20 protein-coding genes are annotated in these 23,903 nt (G+C 60.4%); 17 read left to right on the top strand and 3 right to left on the bottom strand.

Translation table 11 applies throughout. The features are described 5' to 3' along the window. Positions 1–112 precede the first annotated feature (112 nt). The 10 genes from KOM00_RS12710 (at position 113) to KOM00_RS12665 (ending at position 10,696) form a co-directional block, all read left to right on the top strand. Positions 113–505, top strand: a complete 393-nt coding sequence (locus KOM00_RS12710) for a hypothetical protein (RefSeq protein ID WP_216499311.1) — start codon at positions 113–115, stop codon at positions 503–505. Continuing rightward, positions 498–1,814, top strand: a complete 1,317-nt coding sequence (gene rlmD / locus KOM00_RS12705; protein ID WP_216499310.1) for a 23S rRNA (uracil(1939)-C(5))-methyltransferase RlmD — start codon at positions 498–500, stop codon at positions 1,812–1,814. The genes KOM00_RS12710 and rlmD overlap by 8 nt, the downstream gene beginning before the upstream one ends. A gap of 25 nt (positions 1,815–1,839) precedes the next feature. Further along, positions 1,840–2,895, top strand: coding sequence for a tetratricopeptide repeat protein (locus KOM00_RS12700; RefSeq protein WP_216499309.1), 1,056 nt, complete (start codon positions 1,840–1,842; stop codon positions 2,893–2,895). A gap of 26 nt (positions 2,896–2,921) precedes the next feature. Then, positions 2,922–3,197: an HU family DNA-binding protein gene (locus KOM00_RS12695; protein WP_183349941.1), complete on the top strand. Its 276-nt coding sequence runs from the start codon at positions 2,922–2,924 to the stop codon at positions 3,195–3,197. 129 nt (positions 3,198–3,326) lie between these two features. Beyond that, positions 3,327–4,997: a Na/Pi cotransporter family protein gene (locus tag KOM00_RS12690; protein WP_216499307.1), complete on the top strand. Its 1,671-nt coding sequence runs from the start codon at positions 3,327–3,329 to the stop codon at positions 4,995–4,997. Next, complete coding sequence (locus tag KOM00_RS12685) at positions 4,994–5,896, top strand: Ppx/GppA phosphatase family protein (RefSeq protein WP_216499306.1); 903 nt, start codon at positions 4,994–4,996, stop codon at positions 5,894–5,896. Before KOM00_RS12690 ends, KOM00_RS12685 begins: the two co-directional genes overlap by 4 nt. Before the next feature lie 150 nt (positions 5,897–6,046). Beyond that, positions 6,047–6,949, top strand: a complete 903-nt coding sequence (locus KOM00_RS12680; protein ID WP_216499305.1) for a sensor domain-containing diguanylate cyclase — start codon at positions 6,047–6,049, stop codon at positions 6,947–6,949. A 201-nt stretch (positions 6,950–7,150) separates the two neighbouring features. Next, positions 7,151–8,629 (top strand): ammonia-forming cytochrome c nitrite reductase subunit c552, encoded by a 1,479-nt coding sequence (locus tag KOM00_RS12675; RefSeq protein WP_216499304.1) that lies wholly within the window; start codon positions 7,151–7,153, stop codon positions 8,627–8,629. 195 nt (positions 8,630–8,824) lie between these two features. Further along, complete coding sequence (locus KOM00_RS12670; protein WP_216499303.1) at positions 8,825–9,826, top strand: methyltransferase; 1,002 nt, start codon at positions 8,825–8,827, stop codon at positions 9,824–9,826. A 111-nt stretch (positions 9,827–9,937) separates the two neighbouring features. Next, positions 9,938–10,696, top strand: a complete 759-nt coding sequence (locus KOM00_RS12665) for a DUF1499 domain-containing protein (RefSeq protein WP_216499302.1) — start codon at positions 9,938–9,940, stop codon at positions 10,694–10,696. 80 nt (positions 10,697–10,776) lie between these two features. Here the strand turns inward: KOM00_RS12665 and KOM00_RS12660 are convergent, their stop codons facing one another. The 3 genes from KOM00_RS12660 to KOM00_RS12650 all read right to left on the bottom strand — a co-directional run bounded on the left by KOM00_RS12660 (position 10,777) and on the right by KOM00_RS12650 (position 14,056). After that, positions 10,777–11,001, bottom strand: a complete 225-nt coding sequence (locus tag KOM00_RS12660) for a hypothetical protein (protein ID WP_216499301.1) — start codon at positions 10,999–11,001, stop codon at positions 10,777–10,779. A gap of 313 nt (positions 11,002–11,314) precedes the next feature. After that, a complete protein-coding gene (locus tag KOM00_RS12655) occupies positions 11,315–12,814 on the bottom strand; it encodes a HAMP domain-containing methyl-accepting chemotaxis protein (protein WP_216499300.1) in 1,500 nt (499 codons plus the stop codon). Between the two features lie 303 nt (positions 12,815–13,117). Continuing rightward, positions 13,118–14,056: a hypothetical protein gene (locus KOM00_RS12650; RefSeq protein ID WP_216499298.1), complete on the bottom strand. Its 939-nt coding sequence runs from the start codon at positions 14,054–14,056 to the stop codon at positions 13,118–13,120. 424 nt (positions 14,057–14,480) lie between these two features. Here KOM00_RS12650 and nifV point away from each other — a divergent pair, with 424 nt between their 5' ends. The 7 genes from nifV to fdxB all read left to right on the top strand — a co-directional run bounded on the left by nifV (position 14,481) and on the right by fdxB (position 23,841). Further along, positions 14,481–15,623: a homocitrate synthase gene (gene nifV / locus KOM00_RS12645; RefSeq protein ID WP_216499297.1), complete on the top strand. Its 1,143-nt coding sequence runs from the start codon at positions 14,481–14,483 to the stop codon at positions 15,621–15,623. Between the two features lie 412 nt (positions 15,624–16,035). Then, positions 16,036–16,905, top strand: a complete 870-nt coding sequence (nifH, locus tag KOM00_RS12640) for a nitrogenase iron protein (protein ID WP_216499296.1) — start codon at positions 16,036–16,038, stop codon at positions 16,903–16,905. 48 nt (positions 16,906–16,953) lie between these two features. After that, a complete protein-coding gene (gene nifD, locus KOM00_RS12635; protein ID WP_216499295.1) occupies positions 16,954–18,396 on the top strand; it encodes a nitrogenase molybdenum-iron protein alpha chain in 1,443 nt (480 codons plus the stop codon). A 143-nt stretch (positions 18,397–18,539) separates the two neighbouring features. Beyond that, entirely contained in the window at positions 18,540–20,003 is a 1,464-nt protein-coding gene (gene nifK / locus KOM00_RS12630; RefSeq protein WP_216499293.1) for a nitrogenase molybdenum-iron protein subunit beta, read from the top strand. A gap of 134 nt (positions 20,004–20,137) precedes the next feature. Then, the gene (locus KOM00_RS12625) at positions 20,138–22,894 is read left to right on the top strand and encodes a bifunctional nitrogenase iron-molybdenum cofactor biosynthesis protein NifEN (protein WP_216499292.1); all 2,757 of its coding nucleotides are present in this window, start codon (positions 20,138–20,140) and stop codon (positions 22,892–22,894) included. Positions 22,895–23,070: 176 nt separating this feature from the next. Further along, on the top strand, positions 23,071–23,460 hold the full coding sequence (gene nifX / locus KOM00_RS12620; RefSeq protein WP_216499291.1) for a nitrogen fixation protein NifX: 390 nt from the start codon (positions 23,071–23,073) through the stop codon (positions 23,458–23,460). A 117-nt stretch (positions 23,461–23,577) separates the two neighbouring features. Then, positions 23,578–23,841, top strand: a complete 264-nt coding sequence (fdxB, locus tag KOM00_RS12615) for a ferredoxin III, nif-specific (RefSeq protein ID WP_216499290.1) — start codon at positions 23,578–23,580, stop codon at positions 23,839–23,841. Positions 23,842–23,903 lie beyond the last annotated feature (62 nt).

Genomic DNA, 23,903 nt, shown 5'->3' with positions numbered 1-23,903 from the left:
AAGCTGCATTTCGCAGCTGTTACCATTTTCCCTTCGATATCATCGCTATTTACAGAACTCGCATAACATGCTAAAAAAATGGCCAGATTTTTCCAAGGAGTACCGAGTTTACATGCAAAAACTGATCAGGGAGATCCCGCTCTCCAACGGGCTCACCGTTCGCTTCTTCGACGCCACGCGCCGCTACTTTGGCGACTACCACCAGGTCCGCATTCATATATGCTGCGAAGTTCCGCTTTCGCCAGATCTTTTCCCCGACGAGGAATCTCACCAGGCTGCCATGAAACTGCTCGGCGCCAGCGTGAGTTTCAAGAAGGACATCGAGCACCAGGGGGTGCCTTCACTCTCCGTGGACCAGACCGTGGAGCGGGTCATCGCCGACTTCGCCGCTCACTCCCTAGGCTACTTCAATAGCCCCGGTTTCCCGATGAAGCTGGTCCAGGCCGAACTGACCCGGGCCCGGGGGCGCAGGACGGGTTTCGTACCGCGCGGCGTCCATGGCTGATCCGGTCGTCTTCATAGAAAGCCTCTGTTACGGCGGCGCCGGTTTCGGCAGGGTGGACGGCAAGGCGTGCTTCGTCCCCTTTACCGCACCGGGAGATCGGGCGAGGATCCGCGTGGTGAAGGACAAGCGCTCCTTTCTGGAGGGGGAGCTCGCCGAGCTGGTCGAGCCTTCGGCGCTGCGTGTCGCCCCGGCGTGCCCCGTCTTTGGCGAGTGCGGCGGCTGCGACTGGCAGTTCCTCTCCTACCCGGAGCAGCTCTTACAGAAGGGTTCCATTTTCGCGGACACCCTGGCGCGCATCGGCAAGATCGCCCGGGAAAAGGTGTTGCCGGTCGCGGCATCGCCTGAGCCGTACGGCTACCGTTCCCGCGTGCAGGTGAAGGTCTCCGTGCGCGCAGGCGCGGTGCAACTCGGATTTTTCCGCACCGGTTCCCACAACGTGGTCGATTTCGGCGCCGGCTGTCCGCTGGCGAACCCGCGCCTGAACCGGATGGCCGCCGAGTTCCGGGCACTCATCCCCAGGCTGCCGCAGTTCGAGCTCATCCACCAGGTAGACCTCGCCATCGGCGACCAGGGGGAGGGGATCGCCATCGTGCACAGCAGGGGAGGCGCTGGCGGTAGACTGGTCGAGCGCCTGGCCCAGGAGCGGTCTCAGCTTCCCTCGGTCGCCGGCGCTTTCCTGCGCAGCGGCCAGAAAGGGGACTTGACGAAGGCCTTCGGCATCGAAGCCCTGAGCTACCGCGTCCCCGCCGACCTGTTGCCGGGCTCGAAGGAGCTGACGCTTCGCTTCGGCCGGGGTGGCTTTTCGCAGGTGAACCACCCGCAGAACCTGGAATTGATCCGCACCGCCTGCGAGTGGGCCGGGTTGACCGGGAAGGAGAGGGTGCTCGACCTTTACTGCGGCAACGGCAACATCTCCCTGCCGCTCGCGCTTCGCGCCGCGGAGGTGCTGGGGATCGAGGGGTACGCCCCGTCCATCGCCGATGCAGTGGCCAACGCAGAGGCTAACGGGATCGAAAACGCCGTCTTCCAGGTAAGCGACGCGGCCCAGGCCGTCAGGCGCCTGGTCAAGCGGAAGGAAAAGTTCGACACGGTGGTGCTCGACCCCCCCCGGGGAGGCGCCGAGGCCGCCGCCGAGATCGCCGCACTCGCACCGGGAAAGATCATCTACGTTTCCTGTGATCCGGCCACGCTGGCCCGCGACCTCGCTACACTTTGCAGCAACGGGTACCAGGTGACCCGCTCCAGGCCGGTAGACATGTTCCCGCAGACCTACCACCTCGAGAGCGTCACCGAACTCGTAATTGCATAAATACAACCCACCATTCGGAGGCTGCATGTTTTTCGGACTGTTCGGCAAGAAGGATTTTCGTCACTACCAGAACCAGGGTGCCAAGCGCCTCGCCGCTGAGCGCTACGCCGATGCGCGCGTTGATTTACAGGAGGCGCTGAAGCTTTGCCCGGCTGATGCGCCCCAGGAAGCCGCAGCCATCCGCCAGGGGCTGGACCAGGCGGGCGACCGCCTGGGAGAACTGAACCTGCAGGAAGGCGAACACGCCCTGCGTTTAGGCGAAGTGCAGAAGGCATATGATCACTTTTGCCTCGCCGCCGACCTCGCCGCCGATCCCGGCCTCAAGGCGCGCGCCCATGCCGAGGCCGCCAAGCTGGAACAGCCCGAAAGCCAGGCCGCGGCCGCGAAGCCTGCCGCCGCACCGGCAGGCGCTGGCAACTACAAACCGCACGGCGGCGGTTCCTGCACCACCTGCAAGGGGCACGGCGATCACCATCACGAGGAGCCCGCCTCCATGGAGATGAGCATGTCCGAAGAGGACCAGTTCTTCCTCATGATCCAGCCGCTCCCCGGCGACCTCCCCGGCCGTTACGCCGAACTCGGCTCCCAATTCGCCAAGGCGTACCTCATGATTCATGAAGGCAACGACCGCGATGCCTTCCCCATTTTGCAAGAAATGTTGTTATCTCGTGAAAATGACATTGTATTATACGAAGTGGCACTTATAATGTTCCGTGCGGGGCAAATTCATGAGAGCGAAGCGCTCCTGAATCGGGCATTGGTGCTCAATCCGCAAAACGCAACCGTCTACTTGGCACTCGTTCAATTGTTTGCCGGCGGGGGACGCTACCCGCAGGCGATAGCCACCGTGCAGAAGATGCTGGAACTTGACATCCTCCCGGACCAGGCCCAGTTCATGCTGGGCGAACTGCACGAGGCGACCGGGGATACGGAGCGGGCCATGGAGCTCTGGACCAAGTCCCTGGACTACCCCGGCGTGGCCAAGGCTGCGGCCGAGCGGCTCATCCCGATCCTCAACCGCCAGGGTCGCACCGACGAAGTGAAGTACCTGTCCAAAAAATATTTAAAGGGATGCTGTTAAAAGAAGCTGGTTTCCGGAGGTGGACAATGAACAAATCAGAACTCATTGAATCTCTCGCAGCTAAAAAGACCCTCTCCTTCAAGAAGGCAGAGGAAGTCGTCAATGCCGTCTTCGCATCGATGACGGAGGCCTTGCTTTCCGGTGACCGGATCGAAATCAGGGGCTTCGGCAGCTTCGTTGTGAAAGAGTATGACGCCTATACCGGCAGAAACCCCAAGACGGGCGAATCGATCTCCGTCAAGGCGAAGAAGTTGCCCTTCTTCAAGGTCGGTAAGGAGCTGAAGGAGAAGGTCTCCGGATAGCCGCTTTCAGCTGTCACTGACACGGGAGCAACGGATCTCGAAACCATCACTGCGCCCGCCGGCCGCCCTGGCCGACGGGCGCCCATTTTCACGCGTCTTTAGCCTTAACACTGCTGGACTGGCCTTACCATGTTTCCCACCTCTTGGTCGTATATCGTCGAGGCTCTCGGCGGCCTTGCACTCTTCATACTCGGCATGCGCACCATGTCGGAGGGGCTGCAAAAGGTAACCGGTGAGCGTCTGCGCCGCGTGCTGGAGCGGAGCACCGGAAACCGCCTCACCGCCCCCCTGGTCGGCAGCTGCCTCGCCTCCATCCTGCAGTCCGGCTCCGCCGCCTCAGTGCTCGTGGTGGGTTTCGTGAACGCCGGTCTTCTCTCCCTGTACCAGGCGCTGGGGGTCCTGCTCGGCACCGGCATCGGCACCACCCTCGCCATACAGTTCATCGCGTTCCGCGTTTCCGCCCTCGCGCTTCCGGCCATCACCGTCGGGGTCTTCCTCAATATCTTCTCCCGCAGCCGCAAGCTCTCCGAAGCGGGGGGGATGCTGCTGGGGATCGGCCTTGTGTTCTTCGGTCTCTCCATCCTGGAAGGGGCCTGCCTCCCGCTCAGCGAGAGCGCCATCATCGCCGGGCTGCACCAGGGGGTTCCCTCGCTGCGCCTGGTCGCGGTCCTGCTCGGCGCTCTGCTCACCTTCCTGGTGCAGTCCGGCAGCGCCACCCTCGGGATTGTGATCGCGCTCGCCTCGGCCGGGGTCCTCTCCTATGATGCCGCCATCGCCATGGTGATCGGCGAGGTGGCCGGCGCGGCCCTGATACCGCTCATAGCCTCCATCGGCGGCACCCAAACCGCGAAGCGCGCCGTGGTTATCTACCTCGGCATCAGTTGGGTGGCCATCGCCCTGGCCCTGCTCTTCTTCCCCTTCTTCCTGAAGGCCGTGGCGCTCGTTTCGCCGGGGGACCTCTCCCCCCTGTACCACGGGGCGCCCCCCGAGGCGGTGGTGCAGGCACTGCGCCCCCATATCGCCCGGCATCTTGCCAACGCGCACACCATCTTCACCGTGGCATCGCTGTTCATGTTCCTCCCCACGATCGGATTCTTCGCACGTTCCGCCGAGACGCTCCTCCCCACCAGGCGCTCCGAGAGCGAGCCGCGCCCCCGCTTCATAGACGTGCGGGTCATCAAGACCCCCACCATAGCCCTGGTGCAGGCCTGGAACGAGCTGGCCAGGATGGGGGGGATCGCCGCGGCCATGTACGCCGAGCTGGTCTCCCAGTTCGACGGCTTCAACCCCAAGGTCGCCGCCGCCGTGCGGGACAAGGAGGTGGTGCTGGACGTGCTGCACCGCGACATGTCCCAGTTCCTGGTGGCGCTCTCCCGGGAGACGCTCTCGCTGGAGCGCGCCGTCGAGATACCGACCATGCTGGAACTGGTGAACGAGATCGAACAGGTGGGGGACCAGGCCGAGGCCATCCTCAACTACCTCATGCGCAAAAAGGAAGAGAGACTTCGGTTTTCCGCCAGCGCCATGGAGGAGTTGAAGCGTGTCGCGGCCAAGGTGGGGGAGGTTGTCGCCGCCTGCGAGGCCGCACTGAAAGGCGAGGAGATCCAGGAGGTGACCGACCTCAAGCTCGAGATCGCCTCGCTGGAGAGTGAACTCCATGCCAGCCACCTGCGCCGCTTGAAAAGCGGCAAGTGCAACATCGTTGCGGGGCTCCTTTACAGCGACATCATCGTCAGCTTCTCCAAGATATCGCAGCTCTGCTTCTCCATAATCGCCCAAAGAAAAGGACTCGCCCCATGACAGACAAGGCAGCCGCCATCGACCTCGGCACCAACACCGCCCGGCTCCAGATAGCAACCCAGACCCCTTACCGGCAGGTGCTGTTAAAGCGCATCATCACAAGGCTTGGAGGCGGCTTCACACGTGAGACCGGCCTATCCCCGGAGGCGCAGGAACGCTCAATCGCCGCCCTGGTGGAATTCGCTTCCGACATGGCGAGCCACGGAGTGGTGCGGCTGAGAGCCGTGGCGACTTCGGCGGTGCGGGACGCCAAAAACGGGGCCGACTTCTGCAGGCGCGTGCTGGAGGAAACCGGCATCGCCCTGGAGGTCATCGATGGCAGCGAAGAGGCCATGCTCACCCTGCGGGGGGTCGCCTCCATCCTGGACAACAAGGACGAGGATCTCGCCGTGTTCGACGTGGGGGGAGGGAGCACCGAGTACACGCTGGCAGCCGCCCAAAAACCGCTGTTCACCCGCAGCCTCCCGGTAGGCGTGGTCCGTCTCACCGAAGGGAAGGTGGGAGTGGCCGAGATGGAGGACAAGATCCGGCGCGAACTGCGCGCCTTTCGGAGTGGGCTTGCCGGAGCGGGGCTTGACGAGCGCTTCTGCGGGGCCACCCTGGTGGGGACCGCCGGAACGGCAACCACCCTGGCCTCCATCGACCTTGGCATGACCGACTACGACTATAAAAAGGTCAACAACCACACCCTGTCGCTCGCCAAGGTGGAGGCGATGTTCGACAGGCTGCTCCCCCTCACGCCGAGGGAGCGCCTGCAGGTGCCCGGCCTGGAGCCGGGGCGCGAGGACCTGATCATCGCCGGGATCCTGGTCGTGCTGACCACCATGCGCGAGTTCGGGTTCCCGACCTTCAAGGTGAGTGATGCGGGGCTTTTGGAAGGGCTGATCCTCGGTGTCTAACCGGCTCAACAGGCTTTATTCTTTGACAACCCGGCGGGGAACGTTATACTCATTAACCATTCGTTCCCGTACCTTTTAATGCACAGGTTGCCCCCGTCCATCCTTCGGGTAGCGGTACGGCCTCCCTTCCTCCGAAGGAGCCTTTCGTCAATGTATCTCAGCAGAGAGTCGTACAAAAAGATCATAGAAGACCTCCGCGACGGGCTCTACATCGTCGACACGGACAGGAAGATCATCTTCTGGAACCATGCCGCGGAAAGGATCTCGGGGTACAGTGCAGAGGAAGTGATCGGCAAGCCGTGCGCGGACAACATCCTGTGCCACGTTGACGACGTCGGCCTCAACCTCTGCTGCAGCGATTGTCCCCTCGCATCGACCATCTACGAGGGGACCCCGCACGATGCCGAGGTCTTCCTGCACCATAAAAACGGCCACCGCGTGCCGGTGTCGGTGCGTGTCATCCCGCTCACCGACGACGCGGGCACCGTCATAGGCGGCGTCGAGATGTTCTCCGACAGCAGCTATCAAGCCGACAACGAGGTGCGGCTTAAGGAACTGGAGAAGCTGGCCCTGCTGGACGGGCTCACCCAGTTGGCCAACCGCCGCTACCTCGACCGCGAGCTCGAGTCCCGCCTCGAGGAGATGAACCGTTACGACATCCCGTTTGGCATCCTTTTCATGGACCTGGACGATTTCAAGTCAGTCAACGACTGTTACGGACACGAGACCGGAGACCGGGTGCTGCAGTTCGTGGCAGGGACCCTGAGCGCCAACTCCCGTCCCTTCGACCTCTACGGCCGTTGGGGAGGCGAGGAATTCGTCGGCATAATCCGCAACGTAACTCCAGCGAACCTAAAGCACATGGGGCAGCGTTTGCGCCGACTGGTGGAAAAGTCCTTCGTGCTGGTGGAAGGCGAGGCGCTCCGCATCACCATCTCCATCGGGGCCACCATGGCCGTCGAAAACGACACCGTGCAGACGCTGCTGGCACGCGCAGACGCCCTAATGTACCAGAGTAAGGCTGCCGGCAAAAATAGGCTTACCATCGGTTGAGCCACACAAACCACGCCGCGGCAACTGACAGCTGATTTCTACCCCTACGTCACTTCCCCCCCCCTTTTTTGCTTCCCCGAGTCGGTTTTTCTTACGTAATGCCCTCCTTCAAACAGCCATTGCCGAAAATGATGGTAGACTCATGACGTTTGCCTTTTCACCGTTACAGTCCCCAACGCCATGAACAGGGAGGAATCAAAGATGGGTGTCAAGATCGCCAACAGATGTACTGTCGCAGTCCTTGCCATGCTTGCTGCCACTGCAATATGGGCCGGGTGTAGCCACCGCAGCGCCGAGGTGCAGCCGACCCAGGTTACCGAAGCGCCGCTGGATCCGGCCGATGCGGCCATCGACCCGGCGCGTTGGGGCAAACTGTACCCGCTTCATTACCAGCAATGGAAGCTGACCAGCGAGCCGACTCCGGCCGGGTTGAGTAAGTACAAGCGGGGTTACGACGTAGGCGAGCAAAGACGGGACAAGCTGGACGAGTATCCCTTCCTGGCACTTTTGTACAACGGATGGGGCTTCGGCGCCGAATACAACGAGCCGCGCGGGCACTACTACATGGTGCAGGACCAGCTGGAGGTCGATCCAGGCAGGATCAAGGCGGGAGGCGCCTGCCTCACCTGCAAGACTCCCTACGCCCCGAAGCTCGCCAAAGAGATGGGAGCGGCTTATTTCCCGACGCCGTACAAGGAGGTGTTGGCGCGCCTGCCGAAGGCCAACCAGACCCTCGGGGTCGCCTGCATCGACTGTCACGACAACAAGGGGATGACGCTCAAGATCTCGCGCGGTTTCACCCTCGGCAAGGCGCTCAAGGAAATTGGTGAGGACGAGACCAAGCTGAGCAGGGGGCAAAAGCGCACCTTCGTCTGCGCCCAGTGCCACGTCACCTACATCATCCCCAAAGACAAGGAGATGCACTCCACCGACGTCTTCTTCCCCTGGGCCGGCAGCAAGGAAGGGCACATCACCATCGAAAACATCATCAAGCAGATCAAGAGCTCTCCGGCGAACCTGGAGTGGACCCAGGCGGTCACCGGCTTCAAACTCGGTTTCGTGCGCCACCCGGAGTACGAGTTCTACTCGAACCAGAGTCCTCACTACCTTGAAGGGGTTACCTGCGCCGACTGTCACATGCCGATGATGTCCGCCAACGGCCAAGAACTCACCGACCACAGGATCATGAGCCCGCTCAAGGGGAGCATGTCCGCCTGCGCAGCATGCCACAGCGAGACGCCGCAGCAGCTGCGCCAGAAGGTCATCGCCATCCAGGACCGTTTCATCGACCGTTACCTCAAGACCGGCTATGCCGTGGCAACCGACGCAAAGCTGTTCGAAATGGCGAACAAGGCCAAGGCTGCAGGCAAACAGATCGATAACGAGCTCTATGCGATGGCCAGGGAACATTACGAGCAGGCCTTCTACCGCCTGATCTTCGTCGGGGCGGAGAACTCGACCGGCTTCCACAACCCTGCCGAGGGCATGCGGGTCATCGAGGACGCCGCGAGCCATGCCGCCGGGGCGGACATGCACCTGCGCCAGTTGCTGGCCAAGGCGGGGGTACCTGCGCCGGAGAAGGTCGACCTGGAACTGACCAAATACACGAACAACCGGGGCGCCAAGAAGCTGCAGTTCAGGCAGGAGCACGAAATCCTGCCGCCGACGCTGGTCAAATAACCGGCACCAGGCAAGCGTCAAGAGGTGAGGGCGGGCCGACGGGTCCGCCCTCTTTTTTCGGCAGGCACGCGCCTTTACGCCTGCTTGACGGTCCTCCCGCTGGCGGGTAGACTTGCCACGTTCAATGATTTCGGATGTATCGCCGTATTTCATGCGGGTCCGGTCTGTGATCCGGATACCTTTCAGGAGGGGATAGTGAAATTGAAAGAATGGACGCCGGCAACGCTTCTGGAACTCTCGGGGGGCTACTGGAGCACCTGCACCCTGCACGCCGGGGTGAAACTGAACCTGTTCACGCCGCTTGCGTCGGCCTCGATGAGCGCTGCAGAGTTGGCCGGCACTCTGGAGTTGGATGCGCGTGGTCTCGCCATGCTGCTGGACGCCCTTGCAGCCATGGGCCTTCTGGACAAGCAGGGGCGCCACTACACCGCTACCGCATTTTCCGTGAAGTTTCTAAGCCGCACCTCGCCCGACTACCTCGGACACATCATAATGCACCACCATCACCTCGTTGGCGGCTGGAGCCGGCTGGACGAGGCGGTCAAGTCGGGGCAACCGGTCCGGGAGCGGGTCTCCCATGAGGACGTGGAAAGCTCGCGCGAAAGCTTCCTGATGGGGATGTTCAATCTCGCCATGATGATCGCGCCCAAGATCGTTCCGCAGATCGACCTGCAAGGACGCCGGCGCCTGCTCGACCTCGGGGGAGGACCCGGCACCTACGCCATCCACTTCTGCCGGCAAAACCCTCAGCTCGATGCCGTCATATGCGATCTCCCGACCACCAGGACCTTCGCCGAACAGACCGTCTCGCGTTTCGACCTGTCCGACCGCATCGGGTTTGTCGCCGCGGATTTCGAGCAGGACGACCTGCCGGAGGGATTCGACGTCGCCTGGCTGTCCCACGTGTTGCACGGTATGGGCCACGATGCCTGTGCCAGGGTGCTGAAGAAGACCGTGTCGGTCCTGGAGCCTGGGGGCTTGATCCTGATCCAGGAGTTCATACTCGACGATACAAGAGATGCGCCGGTCTTCCCTGCACTGTTTTCGCTGAACATGCTGCTGGGAACGCCGGAAGGGCAGTCCTACAGCCAGGGCGAACTGTTCGACATGCTCGAGAAGGCAGGGGCGACCGAGGTGCGCCGCCTCCCGATCGAGCTACCCAACGGCGCAGGTGTCATAGCCGGGATAGCGCCCTGAAGCAGACAGGTTGCTACGCAGTAGTGTGATTGTTTCGGGCGATGCAGTTTCCACCAGGAGAGGTTGAAGGGGAGGAGAAGGGGGAGGGTATCACCCAGTAAGGGAGGCCGTATGGAACAGCCAGAGAAGAGAGGTTCATTCCCAAGCAGCGCGATGGTGCTGCCGCTTTTTACTGTTGCCTGCGCCGTCTGCGCTGCCCTGCTTCTTTTTTCCTCCGGCCCCGGCGCAAGGCTTCACGTCTGGAACTTCGGAACCGGCTTCACCATGATCAAGGCGGCAGGCTACATCGGATTGGGATGCGCAGTCGTCGCTGTGGCATCCGGCGTCGTCTCGGTGAGAGGAAGACACTATAAAGGGGTTTTCGTGTCGCTGATCGCCCTTCTCCTTGCCCTGGTCTCCTTCGGAATCCCCTTGTACTGGAAGGTTCAGGCCCAAAGCTACCCGCGCATCCACGACATCAGCACGGACCTCAACAATCCGCCCCGTTTTGTCGCTATCAGCACCGAGCGCCGTGCCGGCGTCAGATACGGCGGGATAGAGGTCGCCACGCAGCAGATGAAGGCCTATCCGGAGCTGAAGACAGTCGTTTTGGCGCTATCGGCGAACGAGGCTTACAAGACGGCACTGTTGATTGCAAGGGATCTTGGGTGGGATATCGTGGCGGAGCGTCCGGCGGAAGGGATCATAGAGGCGACGGACACGACGAGGTGGTTCGGATTTAAGGATGACATCGCAGTACGGATCGTCCCCGCCGGGGATCGCTCGCTGCTCGACATACGATCCGTATCCCGGGTCGGCATCTCCGACCTCGGCACTAACGCGAAACGGGTGCGCGCGTTCCTCGCAAAAATAGCGCCGTCCCGCAGATGAGGCGGGGCGCAGGTACTTCCGTGACACGGCCGGGGGGCGCCGTCATCTTCATATCCCCGGGGGCAGGTCCCCCGGGGATTTTATTTGCTGTCTTTGCCCCGGACCAGCTTGAGGATGTTCTTCGCACAGAGGTCCAGGTTGTTTTGAACGAAATCGAGGGTCTCCATGCGGTTGTCGACCGTCATGAAGTGCATTTGGGGGGGAGAGGAGCCTGCAAATGCCCCCTTGCGGGAAAGTTGCACTTTCAGTACGCAGAAATCTGCCGAATCCAACCTTGCGCCGCCGCTGCGGTCTCTGGAAGCCATCACGTCCTCCTTTTCTGCCAATGACGTTACCCGCCAAACCATCAGAACTGAAAGCATCCACACTGTTAGGGCAGATTGGAGTAATTCTTTTAATTTAGATGTAACTTGGATCACAGTAAGCGATGTTTGTATAAGAACTTCTCTTACTTGATCTGCCAAGTTCAATGCAGGTCCTTTTGAATACCAGCAAGAGTCGCTGCTTTTTCCAGTACTGCCAAGCGTTGGAAAGCCTGCACAACGATAGTGGCCCAAAAAGGAGGGTGCGCCCGGGCACCGCTGCCTGGGCGCACCTGCAGAGGAGAGGGAAGGGGGGCTAATACTTCTCGAAGCGTTCGTCACGCTCTTCGAGGTCCAAAACCGCTCCTGAGTAAGTCAGCTTGCTGGAGGACGGTCTCGTCCCCCCTTTTCTGACAACCGGACTCCCGGAAGGCCTGCGCACGGGCGCGGCGCTTTTCCCCCCTTTGTTGCCGGCAGTAAGCAAGGAGATGGCGCTTTGCAGCTGTTCGGCCTGGCTGGCGAGCTCTTCGGCGGTGCTGGCCATTTCCTCGGCACCGGAAGCATTTTGCTGAATCACCTGATCGAGTTGCTGGATGGCTTGGTTTATCTGCAACACGCCACTGTCCTGCTCCTTGCAGGCTGCGGTAATCTCCTGCACCAGCTCAGAGGTTTTCTGGATGTTGGGGAGCATCTGCGTCAGCATCTCGCCAGCCTTGTCTGCCACTTCCACGCTTCCCTGCGACAGGTTTGATATCTCCGCAGCAGCTTTCTGAGAACGCTCCGCGAGCTTACGCACTTCGCTTGCCACAACCGCGAAACCTTTGCCGTGCTCGCCTGCACGGGCCGCCTCGATCGCGGCATTCAGGGCCAGCAGGTTGGTCTGACGTGCGATCTCCTCTATTATGGAAATTTTTCCGGCGATTTCTCTCATGGCCTGAACCGTCTTGGCTACCGCCTGACCGCTCTCCTTCGCGTCGGCAGCGGTCTGCAACGCGATTTTCTCCGTTTGCAAAGCGTTGTCCGCGTTTTGGCGTACATTTGCGGACATCTGCTCCATCGATGATGATGCCTCTTCAGCGGCCGCCGCCTGTTCGGTGGCCCCCTGGGAGAGTTCCTCGGCACTTTGCGACATCTGCTGGCTGCCGGAAGAGACGTTGTCGGCAGCGCTCATCACCTCGGAGACCACCGCCCGAACGGAACGGATAATGAAAAGTGCCACTGCGATGACGATGGCCACCACGATCAGCGTCGACGTCACCGCCAATACGAGCGCAGATTTCTTTATTGAAACCGCTTCCTTGCTTCCTTTGTCCGACAGCGCGAGGTTGTACTTCAGGTGAGCCGCAAAGGCGCTGTCCGCCTTGAAGCAGACAGCCCTGTTGGAGGTGAAGAGATCCCTTGCGTCACTGTTCTTGTTGGCGCGGGACAAGCCCACGACCTTGTCCACCAAAGTGAACAGTTCGGCCACGGCGGCGCGGTCGTCGGCCAGGAGCTGCTTGTCCTTGTCGTCGGAAAGAAGTTGCTCGTACTCTTTGAGCGCCTTGTCCACCTCTGCTCTCCCCTCCAGGATAAGCCGATCCAACTCTGCCGTTTTCGACTCGTCGGTGTTCAGAATGTGGATCAAGGTGTCGGTTTGTACGTCGCGCATCGCGATCGAAGCCCTGTTCAGGATCGTGATGCTCGGGATACTGTTGACGTTTCCATAGTTTGCCGCGTTATAGACACGCTCCGATTGGAACTCGTTGAATACGGTGAGTCCCACCATCGCGAAGACCGAGACAAACAACATCAGGAACAACCTTTTCGAAATAGACATGACTGCAGCTCCTTTGCACCTTTCCGCCTTTTGGCGTAGGTGACTTGATGATTGCCCATGTCTCTTCGGTTTTGTATGACAGTACTTTAGTAATAAAATCAGCAATACGCCGACCTGGCGTGCGAGCCGGACAACCACCGTTGCACCGGCCGGGTGTAACGTGGCGGAACCACATAAACCATTGGAAAATATGTCATTGCAGAAACAAGCGGGGTGTCGCGGCAGGGAAGAGGGGGGAGACGCATTGAGGGGTGCAGTGCTTGCCACCCCTCAGAGCCTTTACCACAGTCAGACTGATGATGCTTACAGCGCGGTGTAGATTCCTGTTCCAGTTGCGTCGAGCTCAAGCAGATAGCCGACGCCGGTACCGGTGTAGGTGAGACGCACCTGCGACCCGTTCCCTCCGGTGAACAGCAGTTGCCCGGAAACGGGGTCGCCGTAGGTGTTGGTGGCGTTGGAAAGCGGAGTGAGGGTGGTCAGGGTGACATAGCCATAGTCAGGGTGGTAGAAGGTCCCCTGGATGGTTGTGGTGCTGTAAGAGACGACCGTGCTGAAATCCTTGTACCAGTAGGTCTTGCCGCTTGCCCCGTCGGTGAAGACCATCGACAAGGTGATGGTCTTGTCAACGTCGTTGACGATGCTCATCCTGCCTTTTACCGTGACCAGCACCCCTGCGTCAGAACCGTAACGTCCTCCTGGCTCTGCGATCTGCAGAGATGAAATGACGATGTTGAGCTGCTGCACCCCGCCGCCTCTTAGCGCAAGGACGGTACCGCTGACAGACACGCTACCCGAGATGATCACCGAGTCTGCGCTCGCCTGGTAAGCATTGTAGGTGAAAGTGGCCACAATTTTGCCCGTCGTGGTGTCCAACGTGCCGGCGTAGGTAAACGAGCCGGAGTAGCCATATTGGGTTCCACTGGTTGCTTCCGCGACGGTCTTGGCCAAGGCGGGTTTCTGTGCCATGGCGGCAACACTTTTTTCAAGGGCGTCGGAGAGCGATCTGATCCTGATAGAGTCTTCCGGCGAGGAGGCCGCCCTTTTGGCGATCCCCCCTAAAGCGGAGACACTGTCGAGGCCGTCGACGACATCCAGTGACATCACGGTCGCATTCCCCACGGTCAGGGCGGTAGGAGCAGTCTTCCCCGAGTAGCCCGACGTTTCACCGCCTCCTCCACCACATCCTGCCAACGCCGTCAGCGCCATCACCAGGGTTATCACGTTGGCCAACTTCTTAATCATCTCTCCCTCCTTTGTCCAAGTTGCAGCAATGATATATGAATCCGGAATTGAAGCCGCAGCAGGATACCATCTGGATTAATGATAAACAACGAAAAAAGATCAAGAAGAAGTAGGGAGACAGGCATCCTGCTACAGGAGATGCCGATCTTCCCCTGCCGCCCCCCTAACAGGCTACTGCCGTTAATTTAGGCGCCTGCTTTTTGGATTGCCCCTGGTCCCTGCCGCCGCCACCCGAACGACGCCTCCGTCGCGACCAACTTTTTTCCGCGTTTTTACAGTGGCTTGAGCGCTCGACTCCTCTCGTATACCAACCGTCGGCTCCTCCTGGCACAGCTCCTGCTGATCGGTCTGTACTTAGGCAGTTCCAGGGCAAAGGCGCCCGCTACGCTTTTTACACGAAGCATTGGCTTCGGAGGGAGGCGACATGGGTGAGCAGACGAAAGTATTTATCGGTGACACCACTTTGCGCGACGGCGAGCAGACCGCAGGCGTGGTCTTCAGTACCCGTGAGAAGATCGCCATCGCCAGACACTTGGACGCCATGGGGGTGCACGAACTGGAATGCGGCATCCCGGCCATGGGGGAGGAGGAGCGCGATTCGATCAGGGCCCTTGTCAGCCTGGGCCTGTCGGCGCGCCTCATCACCTGGAACCGCGCCCTGATTCCGGACATCGAGGCGAGCATCTCCTGCGGCATCGAGGCAGTGGACATCTCGCTGAGCGTCTCGGACATCATGATCGAGCACAAGATCAACAAGAGCAGGGATTGGGTGAAGGAACAGCTCAAGCGCGCGCTGGGCTTTGCCAAGGGGAAGGGGCTGTACGTCTGCGTCGGCGGCGAGGATGCCAGCCGCGCCGACGATCGCTTCCTGGTCGATCTGATGCGGACCGCGCGCGACCACGGCGCCGACCGTTTCCGCTTCTGCGACACCCTGGGCATCCTCGACCCCTTCGCCATGTACGAGAAGGTAGCGCATCTGAACGCGGCGGTTCCGGAACTGGAGATCGAGGTGCACACGCATAACGACCTGGGCCTCGCCACCGCGAACGCTCTCGCCGGGGTGAGGGGCGGGGCCCGCTACATCAGCACCACGGTGAACGGTCTGGGGGAGCGCGCCGGCAACGCCGCCCTGGAAGAGGTGGTCATGGCGCTCAAGGTGGCTTGCGGCGTCGACGTGGGCATCGACACCAGGCGCTTTCGTGCGGTCTCAAAGCTGGTGGGGCGCGCTTCCAACCGCGAGGTGCCGGCCTGGAAGGCGGTGGTCGGGGAAAAGGTCTTCTCCCACGAATCGGGACTGCACGCGGACGGGGTGCTGAAGGACCCGCGCAACTACGAGCTGTTCCCGCCGGAAGAGGTGGGGCTCACCAGGCACATCGTGGCCGGCAAACACTCCGGTACCAACGGGATCGTTGAGAGCTACCGCCAGATCGGCATCCCGATCTCCCGGGACGAGGCGCAGGAACTGATGGCGCTGGTGCGGAGCACCGCACAGCGCATCAAGGGACCGCTCGCCCCTAAAGACCTGCTCAAGCTGCACCAGGCCCGTTCGGTCTCGCTTGCCGCGTGATAGTGAGCTGTCCCCCGAACGGCCAAACGAGCTTCCGGGTGCTGCACAATAGTTAGGCAAATGCCTCGACAAAAAGCTCGGCGAATTGAAACTTGAAGGTTTTGTAAACGATATATCATAGTAAAAGCGGCATCTTACAGCTTGGCACGGTAACTGCTAAAAGAGAATAAAACCGAATAAGGGATACACCGAGGTATTCCAACCAGAGCAAGAAGGCAAGGGCGCCACCGTAGCAATACGGAGCGCCTTTTTTATTGGAATGGGCCTCGAAAACCAAAAGAGCCCCGCGCCGCCTCAGGATCTGAGGAGAGCGGACGAGACCGGCGGGTTCGTCAGAGTGGCTGACGAAGTCGGTCAAGCGGTCACCGCAAGCATGGCGGCGGCAGCGGGGCACAAAAAAAGGAGAAGGAACATGAGACAGATCGCGATCTACGGCAAAGGCGGCATCGGCAAATCCACCACCACCCAGAACACGGTGGCAGGCCTGGCATCTCTCGGCAAGAAAGTCATGATTGTCGGCTGCGACCCCAAGGCTGACTCCACCCGTCTTATCCTGCACGCCAAGGCCCAGTCCACCGTCATGGATCTGGTCCGCGAACTCGGCACCGTTGAGGACCTGGAGCTTGATGACGTCATGAAGGTCGGCTACGGCGACGTCAAATGCGTCGAGTCCGGCGGACCGGAGCCTGGGGTTGGCTGTGCAGGGCGCGGCGTCATCACCGCCATCAACTTCCTGGAGGAAAACGGCGCCTACACCGAGGACCTCGACTTCGTTTTCTACGACGTCCTGGGCGACGTCGTCTGCGGCGGTTTCGCCATGCCGATCCGTGAAGGGAAAGCGGAAGAGATCTACATCGTGACCTCCGGCGAGATGATGGCAATGTACGCCGCCAACAACATCGCCAAGGGTATCCTCAAGTACGCCTCTTCAGGCAAGGTCCGCCTCGCCGGCCTCATCTGCAACGCAAGGAAGACGGACAAGGAGTTCGAACTGATCTCGGCTCTCGCCGCCAAACTCGGCACCCAGATGATCCACTTCGTGCCCCGCGACAACCAGGTGCAGCGCGCCGAGTTGCGCAGGATGACCGTCATCGAGTACTCCCCTGAGCACCCCCAGGCACAGGAATACCGCACCCTGGCACAGAAGATTTACGACAACAAGATGCTGGTAGTCCCGACTCCGCTGGAGATGGAGGAGCTGGAAGAACTGCTGATGGAGTTCGGCATCATGGAAGCCGAGGACGAGTCTATCGTGGGCGTGGCCGAGGCGGCAGCGGTTTAATTTTCTGCAGGGGCGGAATCGGCAGCCGTCCCTGAAAAGGAGCCTTATATGTCTGAAGCACCCGTAAAGAAGGTAGCAGGGATCACCAAGGAATCTACCCAGGCCATGATCGATCACGCCATGGAGATTTATCCGGATAAGGCCAAGAAGAAGAGGGCGCCGCACCTGGCTCCCAACGAAGGGGAGGGGGCCTGCGTCAAGAGTAACCGCAAGACCGTTCCCGGCATCATGAGCGCCCGCGGCTGCGCCTATGCAGGCGCCAAAGGGGTGGTCTGGGGGCCGATCCGCGACATGGTACACGTCTCCCACGGTCCGGTCGGCTGCGGCTGGTACTCCTGGGGCACACGTCGCAACCTCGTCACAGGAGTGAACGGCGTCAGCCAGTTCGCCATGCAGTTCACCTCCGACTTCCAGGAAAAGGACATCGTCTATGGGGGCGACAAGAAGCTGAAGACGCTTCTAAACGAGGCGCACGAGCTCTTTCCGCTCGCCAAGGGAATCTCGGTACTCTCCGAGTGCCCGGTAGGCCTCATCGGCGACGACATCAACTCGGTAGCCAAGGTCGCCTCCGAGGAGCTGCAGATCCCGGTCATCCCCTGCAACTGCGAGGGTTTCCGCGGCGTGTCGCAGTCGCTTGGGCACCACATCTCCAACGACACCATCCGCGACCACATCATCGGTACCCGCGAGTTTGCCGAGCCGGAATCCCCGTACGACATCGCCCTCATCGGCGACTACAACATCGGCGGCGACGTCTGGAGCGTTAAACCTCTGCTTGAGGAAATAGGTCTCAACGTCAAGGCGGTCTGGACTGGCGACGGCGAGCTGGAGAAGATCGCGGCGACCCACAAGGTGAAGCTGAACCTGATCCACTGCTACCGCTCCATGAACTACATGTGCCGCGTGATGGAAGAAAAATACGGCATCCCTTGGCTCGAATTCAACTTCTTCGGCCCAACCAAGATCCGCGAAAGCCTGAGGAAGATCGCCGAGTACTTCGACGACACCATCAAGGAGAAAGTGGAGGCGGCCATCGCCAAGTACGACCCGATCATGCAGGCGGTGATCGACGAGTACCGTCCGCGTCTGGAGGGTAAGAAGGTGATGCTCTACGTCGGCGGCCTGCGCCCCCGGCACACCGTGAACGCCTACGCGGACCTCGGGATGGTGGTGGTCGGTTCCGGTTACGAATTCGCCCACGGTGACGACTACGAGAGAACCTCGGTGGAGATGCCGGAAGCCACCGTCATCTACGACGACGCCTCCGAGCACGAACTGGAGCAGTTTGTAGACGAGCTGCGTCCCGACCTGGTCGGCTCCGGCATCAAAGAGAAGTACCTGTTCCAGAAGATGGGCATCCCGTTCCGCCAGATGCATTCCTGGGATTACTCAGGCCCATACCACGCCTACAACGGTTTCCCGATTTTCGCCCGTGACGTCGACATGGCCGTCAACAGCCCGACTTGGAAGCTCGTGAAGGCACCGTTTTAGAGGCAGATTAAGACAAAGATAAAGAGTAAGTAAAGACAGAGAAACAGTAGAACCGGCCTGTTTATGACTTCTTTATCTCAATCCTAATCAATCTGACTTACCGCCGTGCGACGGATTGGTCGCCGGCCTAAAGGAGCATAACCATGACTGCAGAAGCTGCCGTGAAATACGTCACCGAGATACCCGAAGAGGAAGTGAACCGGGTTTCCGCGTGGATCAATACCGAGGAGTACAAGGAAAAGAACTTCGCCCGCCAGGCACTGGTTATCAACCCGCCGCACGCCTGCCAGCCGCTGGGTGCAGAGCTCGCCGCGCACGGCTTCGAGGGGACGCTCCCCTTCGTGCACGGCTCGCAAGGGTGCGCCTCGTACTACCGCTCCACCTTCAACCGCCACTTCCGCGAGCCGGCTCCGGCGGTGTCCGACTCCATGACCGAGGACGGCGCGGTGTTCGGGGGACAGAACAACCTGCACGAGGCACTGGAGAACGCCTACACCATCTACAAGCCCAAGATGATGGCGATCTTCACCTCCTGCATGCCGGAGGTCATCGGCGACGACCTGACCGCGTTCATCAAGAACGCGAGGAACAAGGGGATCGTGCCGCAGGACTACCCGCTCCCCTACGCCAACACCCCGAGCTTCAACGGCTCGCACGTTCACGGCTACGACTCGATGCTGCTCTCCATCCTGCAGACGCTGACCGAAGACAGGAAAGTCGAGGGGCGCTGCACCGGGAAGCTGAACCTGATCCCGGGCTTTGACTGCAACACCGGCAACTACCGCGAGTACAAGAGGATCCTCAAGGAATTCGGCATCCCCTACACGCTGCTCGCCGATATTTCCGAGACCTTCGATTCGCCCCTGGACGGCACCTACCGTCCATATCCGGGAGGCACCAAGCTGGAGGACGCGGCGGATTCCATCAACGGCAAGGCGACTCTGACCGTAGCCCCCTTCGCCAGCTCCAAGACCTTCAGCTGGATCAAGGACAACTACTCCGGCATCCACGCATCCCTGCCGACACCGTTCGGCATCGCCAAGACCGATGCCCTGCTGCTGAAGCTGTCCGTGCTGTTCGGCAAGCCGGTGCCGGAGTCGTTGAAGGCCGAGCGCGGCAACGCCGTCGATGCCATGACCGACGCGCACCAGTACATCCACGGCAAGAAGTTCGCCCTCTACGGCGACCCGGATTACCTGTTGGGCTACGTCTCCTTCCTGCTGGAGATGGGCGCCAGACCGCACCACATCCTCTGCAGCAAGGGCACCAAGAAGGTTGAGAAAGAGATTCAGGCGCTACTGGACGCGTCCCCGGACGGCAAGGGGTGCAAGATCTACATGGGCAAGGATCTCTGGCACATGAGAAGCCTGCTGATGACCGACCCGGTGGACGCCATGATCGGCGACACCCACGGCAAGTTCGCCGCACGCGACGCCAAGATCCCGCTGTTCCGGTTCGGCTTCCCGGTCTTCGACCGTGTCAACCTGCACCGTGCTCCCTTGATCGGCTACCAGGGCGCCATCAACATGCTGACCACCATCTGCAACAAATTCATCGAAGTCCGTGACGAGACCTGCGATGACCGTCACTTCGAGATGATGAGATAACAAAACCAGGGACTAGGGGCTAGGGGCTGGCAACAGGCGGCCAGCTCTGCCAGCCGCCTGACGGGGTTTGACTTAACTAGCCCCTAGTCCCCAGTCCCTAGCCCCTGCTTTTACCGCTTCTAAAGGAGGCTCCAATGGCGAAGCCGGATTGGTACGACACGACAGATTGCGACACACACGACGCCGGGGCTCCCAAGTTCTGCAAGAAATCCGAACCGGGCGAGGGGACCGAACGAAGCTGCGCCTATGACGGCGCGCGCGTGGTCCTCATGCCCATAACAGACGTCATCCACCTGGTGCACGGCCCTATCGCCTGCGCCGGGAACTCCTGGGACAACCGCGGGGCCCGCTCCTCGGACTCCCAGATCTACCGCCGCGGCTTCACCACGGAGATGCTGCAAAACGACGTGATCTTCGGTGGCGAGAAAAAGCTGTACCGCGCCATCCAGGAACTGGCCGGGCGCTACCCGGAGGCGAAAGCGATCTTCGTCTACGCCACCTGCGTAACCTCCATGACCGGCGACGATATCGAGACCGTCTGCAAGGCCGCCGCTGACAAGGTTAGCGTCCCGGTCATCCCGGTAAATACGCCGGGTTTCATCGGTGACAAGAACATCGGCAACCGCCTGGCGGGCGAGACCCTCTTCAAATACGTGATCGGGACCGCCGAGCCCGAGTACACCACGGACTACGACATCAACCTGATCGGCGAGTACAACATTGCCGGGGATCTTTGGGGGATGCTGCCGCTCTTCGATCAGCTTGGCATCCGGGTTCTCTCCTGCATCAGCGGCGACTCGAAGTTCGAGGACCTCCGTTACGCGCACCGCGCCAAGTTGAACATCATCGTCTGCTCCAAGAGCCTCACCAACCTCGCCAAGAAGATGCAGAAGAACTATGGCATCCCATACCTCGAGGAATCCTTCTACGGTATGACCGACGTGGCCAAGGCCTTGCGTGACATAGCGCGAGAGCTGGATGCCCGGGTCAGCGGCCTGGAAAAAAGTGTGATGCAGGACCGGGTAGAGCGACTGATAGAGGAAAGCGAATCGGCCTGCCGCGCCGAACTTGCTCCCTACCGCGCCCGATTGGAAGGGAAGAGGGCGGTGCTCTTTACCGGCGGAGTGAAGACCTGGTCCATGGTCAATGCCTTGGCCGAGCTGGGAGTCGAGATCCTCGCCGCCGGCACCCAGAATTCCACCCTGGAAGACTTCTACCGTATGAAGGCTTTGATGCACGAGGATGCCTCCATCATCACCGACACCAGCACCGCCGGTCTTCTCTCCGTGATGTACGACAAGCTCCCCGACCTGATCGTGGCGGGAGGCAAGACCAAGTACCTTGCGTTGAAGACCAAGACTCCGTTTTTGGACATCAACCACGGCCGTTCGCATCCCTACGCCGGATACGCCGGCATGGTCACCTTCGCCAAACAGCTCGACTTGACGGTGAACAACCCGATCTGGCCGGCTCTCAACGGCAAGGCGCCCTGGGAGAAGAATGCTGCAGCGTTGGAAACGGACCTTGCCCTCAGTACGGGACACGCGGCCCGCCTGGCCGCCATGGACATGAAGGAATCGCGGGTCAAAGTGCCGACCAAAAACGCGACCGTGAACCCGCAGAAGAACTCCCCGGCGCTGGGGGCTACGCTGGCGTACCTCGGCATCGACGGGATGCTCGGGCTTTTGCACGGCGCGCAGGGATGCTCCACCTTCATCAGGTTGCAGCTTTCCCGGCATTTCAAGGAATCCATCGCCCTCAACTCGACCAGCATGAGCGAGGACGCCGCCATCTTCGGCGGCTGGGAGAATGTGAAGGCAGGCCTGAACCGGGTCATGGAGAAATTCAAGCCGGCCGTGGTAGGGGTGATGACCACAGGCCTGACCGAAACCATGGGGGACGACGTCAGAAGCGCCATCGTGCAGTTTCGTGAAGCGCACCCCGAGCATGCCGATATTCCTGTGATTCACGCGTCCACCCCGGATTACTGTGGCTCGATGCAGGAGGGGTATGCCGCGGCGGTAGAAGCGATCGTTGCCACAGTTCCGCAAGGCGGTATCGCAATACCTACACAGGTAAATATCCTGCCCGGGTGCCATCTAACTCCTGCGGAGGTGGAAGAAATCTCGGAAATATGCCGTGCATTCGGTCTCGATCCGCTGGTGGTACCCGACATCTCCAACGCACTGGATGGCCATATCGATGCCACTGTTTCGGCCTTGTCCATTGGAGGGGTCAGCGTCGAGAGGATCAAGGCGGCGGGCAGCAGTGTGGCCACCCTGTACTTCGGCGATTCGCTGGCCGACGCCGCCGGCATCCTCGGAGAGAGGTTCGGCATCCCCAGTTACGGATTCATGTCGATAACAGGCCTCGTCGAGTCCGATCTATTGATGACCACGCTCTCGGCGGTATCCGGACGGCCGGCGCCGGAGAAGTTCAGACGTTGGAGAAGCCGCCTTATGGATGCCATGGTCGATTGCCACTACCAGTTCGGGCAGAAAAAGGTCGCGCTGGCCCTTGAGGCCGATCACCTGAAGGGGATGACCACGTTCCTCGCCAGTCTCGGCTGCGATATCCACGTCGCCATCGCGGCAACCAGGACCCGAGGACTTGACTTGTTGCCGGTCGAGAATCTCTTCGTCGGGGATCTCGAAGACCTCGAGCAGACGGCGGCGGGGGCGGATCTGCTGGTGGCCAATTCCAACGGGCGCCAGGCCGCGAAGAAACTGGGCATCGGCGCACACCTGCGCACCGGCATGCCGGTGTTCGACCGGCTCGGCGCGCACCACAAGATGTGGGTCGGCTACCAAGGGACGCTCAACCTGATATTCGAGCTGGCCAACATCTTCCAGGCCAACGCCAAGGAAGCGCAGAAACTGGCGCACAACTAGGAGGCAGATTAAGACAAAGATTAAGACTAAGGGAGATCTGTTCTACTTAATCGTTATCTTAATCGCAATCTACATTTATGAGGCAGATTAAGACAAAGATTAAGATTAAGATTAAGAGAGATCGGTTTTACTTAATCTTTATCTTAATCTCAATCTAGATTTAAGGAGACCGAGCTATGAAGATCGCTTTTACCAGCAGGACAGGCGACAACATCGATATGCACTTCGGCCAGGCGGACTCGTTCCACATCTGGGAGGTGGGGCCGGATGAGGCACATTACGTCCAGACCCTCTCCGTCGGCGAGCATGGCAGTGACGAGGAGGACCGCATCGCCGCGCGAGCGAACCTTCTCTCCGAGTGCGCCATCGTCTATACCATGCAGATCGGCGGGCCGGCTGCGGCAAAGCTGGTGGCCAAGCGGATCCACCCGATGAAGACCAACGTCGAGGTGGGGCTGAAGGAGTCCATCGAGAAGATGCAGGAGGTGCTGCGGGGCAACCCGCCGCCGTGGCTGCGTAAGGCGATGGACAAGGACAACGTGAGCTCGTTCCTTGACGAGGACTAGTCTCCCCCTCCTTAACTCTCAACCTCGGGGGAGGAGGCCAGGCCGGCGAAGCGCGCGAAATATTCATCCAGTGCATTAACTGTCGACTGACAACTACATAACAAAAGGAGAATCACCATGGCTTACATCACCGGCTTGACCAAGAGCAAGAAAGAGTGGACCCCCGAATTCATCGTCGCCATTGATGACGAGACCTGCATAGGCTGCGGCCGCTGCTACAAGGTCTGTGCTCATGACGTGCTGAGCTTTGAAGAGGTGGACGAGGACGATTCGGCGAAGATGTTTATGAAAGTGGAGAATCCCGGCAACTGTATCGGCTGCGGTGCCTGCGGCCGGACCTGCTCCAAGAAGTGCTTCAGCTTTGCCCCGATAGAGGCGTAAGAACCGTCCCTCCCTTTCCCTTGGTTCGTTCCCCGGATATCGGAAATTGCGCGCGGACTCCC

The organism is Geomonas diazotrophica, assembly GCF_018919385.1.
Classification (GTDB): domain Bacteria; phylum Desulfobacterota; class Desulfuromonadia; order Geobacterales; family Geobacteraceae; genus Geomonas; species Geomonas diazotrophica.
This window is presented reverse-complemented; position numbering and strand designations above follow the sequence as displayed.

Coding starts and splice junctions, on each gene's coding strand:
- KOM00_RS12680 (WP_216499305.1), top strand. CDS start 6,047: ATGTATCTCAGCAGAGAGTCGTACAAAAAGATCATAGAAGACCTCCGC.
- nifX (WP_216499291.1), top strand. CDS start 23,071: ATGAAGATCGCTTTTACCAGCAGGACAGGCGACAACATCGATATGCAC.
- nifV (WP_216499297.1), top strand. CDS start 14,481: ATGGGTGAGCAGACGAAAGTATTTATCGGTGACACCACTTTGCGCGAC.
- KOM00_RS12710 (WP_216499311.1), top strand. CDS start 113: ATGCAAAAACTGATCAGGGAGATCCCGCTCTCCAACGGGCTCACCGTT.
- KOM00_RS12655 (WP_216499300.1), bottom strand. CDS start 12,814: ATGTCTATTTCGAAAAGGTTGTTCCTGATGTTGTTTGTCTCGGTCTTC.
- nifH (WP_216499296.1), top strand. CDS start 16,036: ATGAGACAGATCGCGATCTACGGCAAAGGCGGCATCGGCAAATCCACC.
- fdxB (WP_216499290.1), top strand. CDS start 23,578: ATGGCTTACATCACCGGCTTGACCAAGAGCAAGAAAGAGTGGACCCCC.
- KOM00_RS12700 (WP_216499309.1), top strand. CDS start 1,840: ATGTTTTTCGGACTGTTCGGCAAGAAGGATTTTCGTCACTACCAGAAC.
- KOM00_RS12675 (WP_216499304.1), top strand. CDS start 7,151: ATGGGTGTCAAGATCGCCAACAGATGTACTGTCGCAGTCCTTGCCATG.
- KOM00_RS12695 (WP_183349941.1), top strand. CDS start 2,922: ATGAACAAATCAGAACTCATTGAATCTCTCGCAGCTAAAAAGACCCTC.
- KOM00_RS12665 (WP_216499302.1), top strand. CDS start 9,938: ATGGAACAGCCAGAGAAGAGAGGTTCATTCCCAAGCAGCGCGATGGTG.
- nifK (WP_216499293.1), top strand. CDS start 18,540: ATGACTGCAGAAGCTGCCGTGAAATACGTCACCGAGATACCCGAAGAG.
- KOM00_RS12690 (WP_216499307.1), top strand. CDS start 3,327: ATGTTTCCCACCTCTTGGTCGTATATCGTCGAGGCTCTCGGCGGCCTT.
- KOM00_RS12625 (WP_216499292.1), top strand. CDS start 20,138: ATGGCGAAGCCGGATTGGTACGACACGACAGATTGCGACACACACGAC.
- KOM00_RS12685 (WP_216499306.1), top strand. CDS start 4,994: ATGACAGACAAGGCAGCCGCCATCGACCTCGGCACCAACACCGCCCGG.
- rlmD (WP_216499310.1), top strand. CDS start 498: ATGGCTGATCCGGTCGTCTTCATAGAAAGCCTCTGTTACGGCGGCGCC.
- KOM00_RS12660 (WP_216499301.1), bottom strand. CDS start 11,001: ATGGCTTCCAGAGACCGCAGCGGCGGCGCAAGGTTGGATTCGGCAGAT.
- nifD (WP_216499295.1), top strand. CDS start 16,954: ATGTCTGAAGCACCCGTAAAGAAGGTAGCAGGGATCACCAAGGAATCT.
- KOM00_RS12650 (WP_216499298.1), bottom strand. CDS start 14,056: ATGATTAAGAAGTTGGCCAACGTGATAACCCTGGTGATGGCGCTGACG.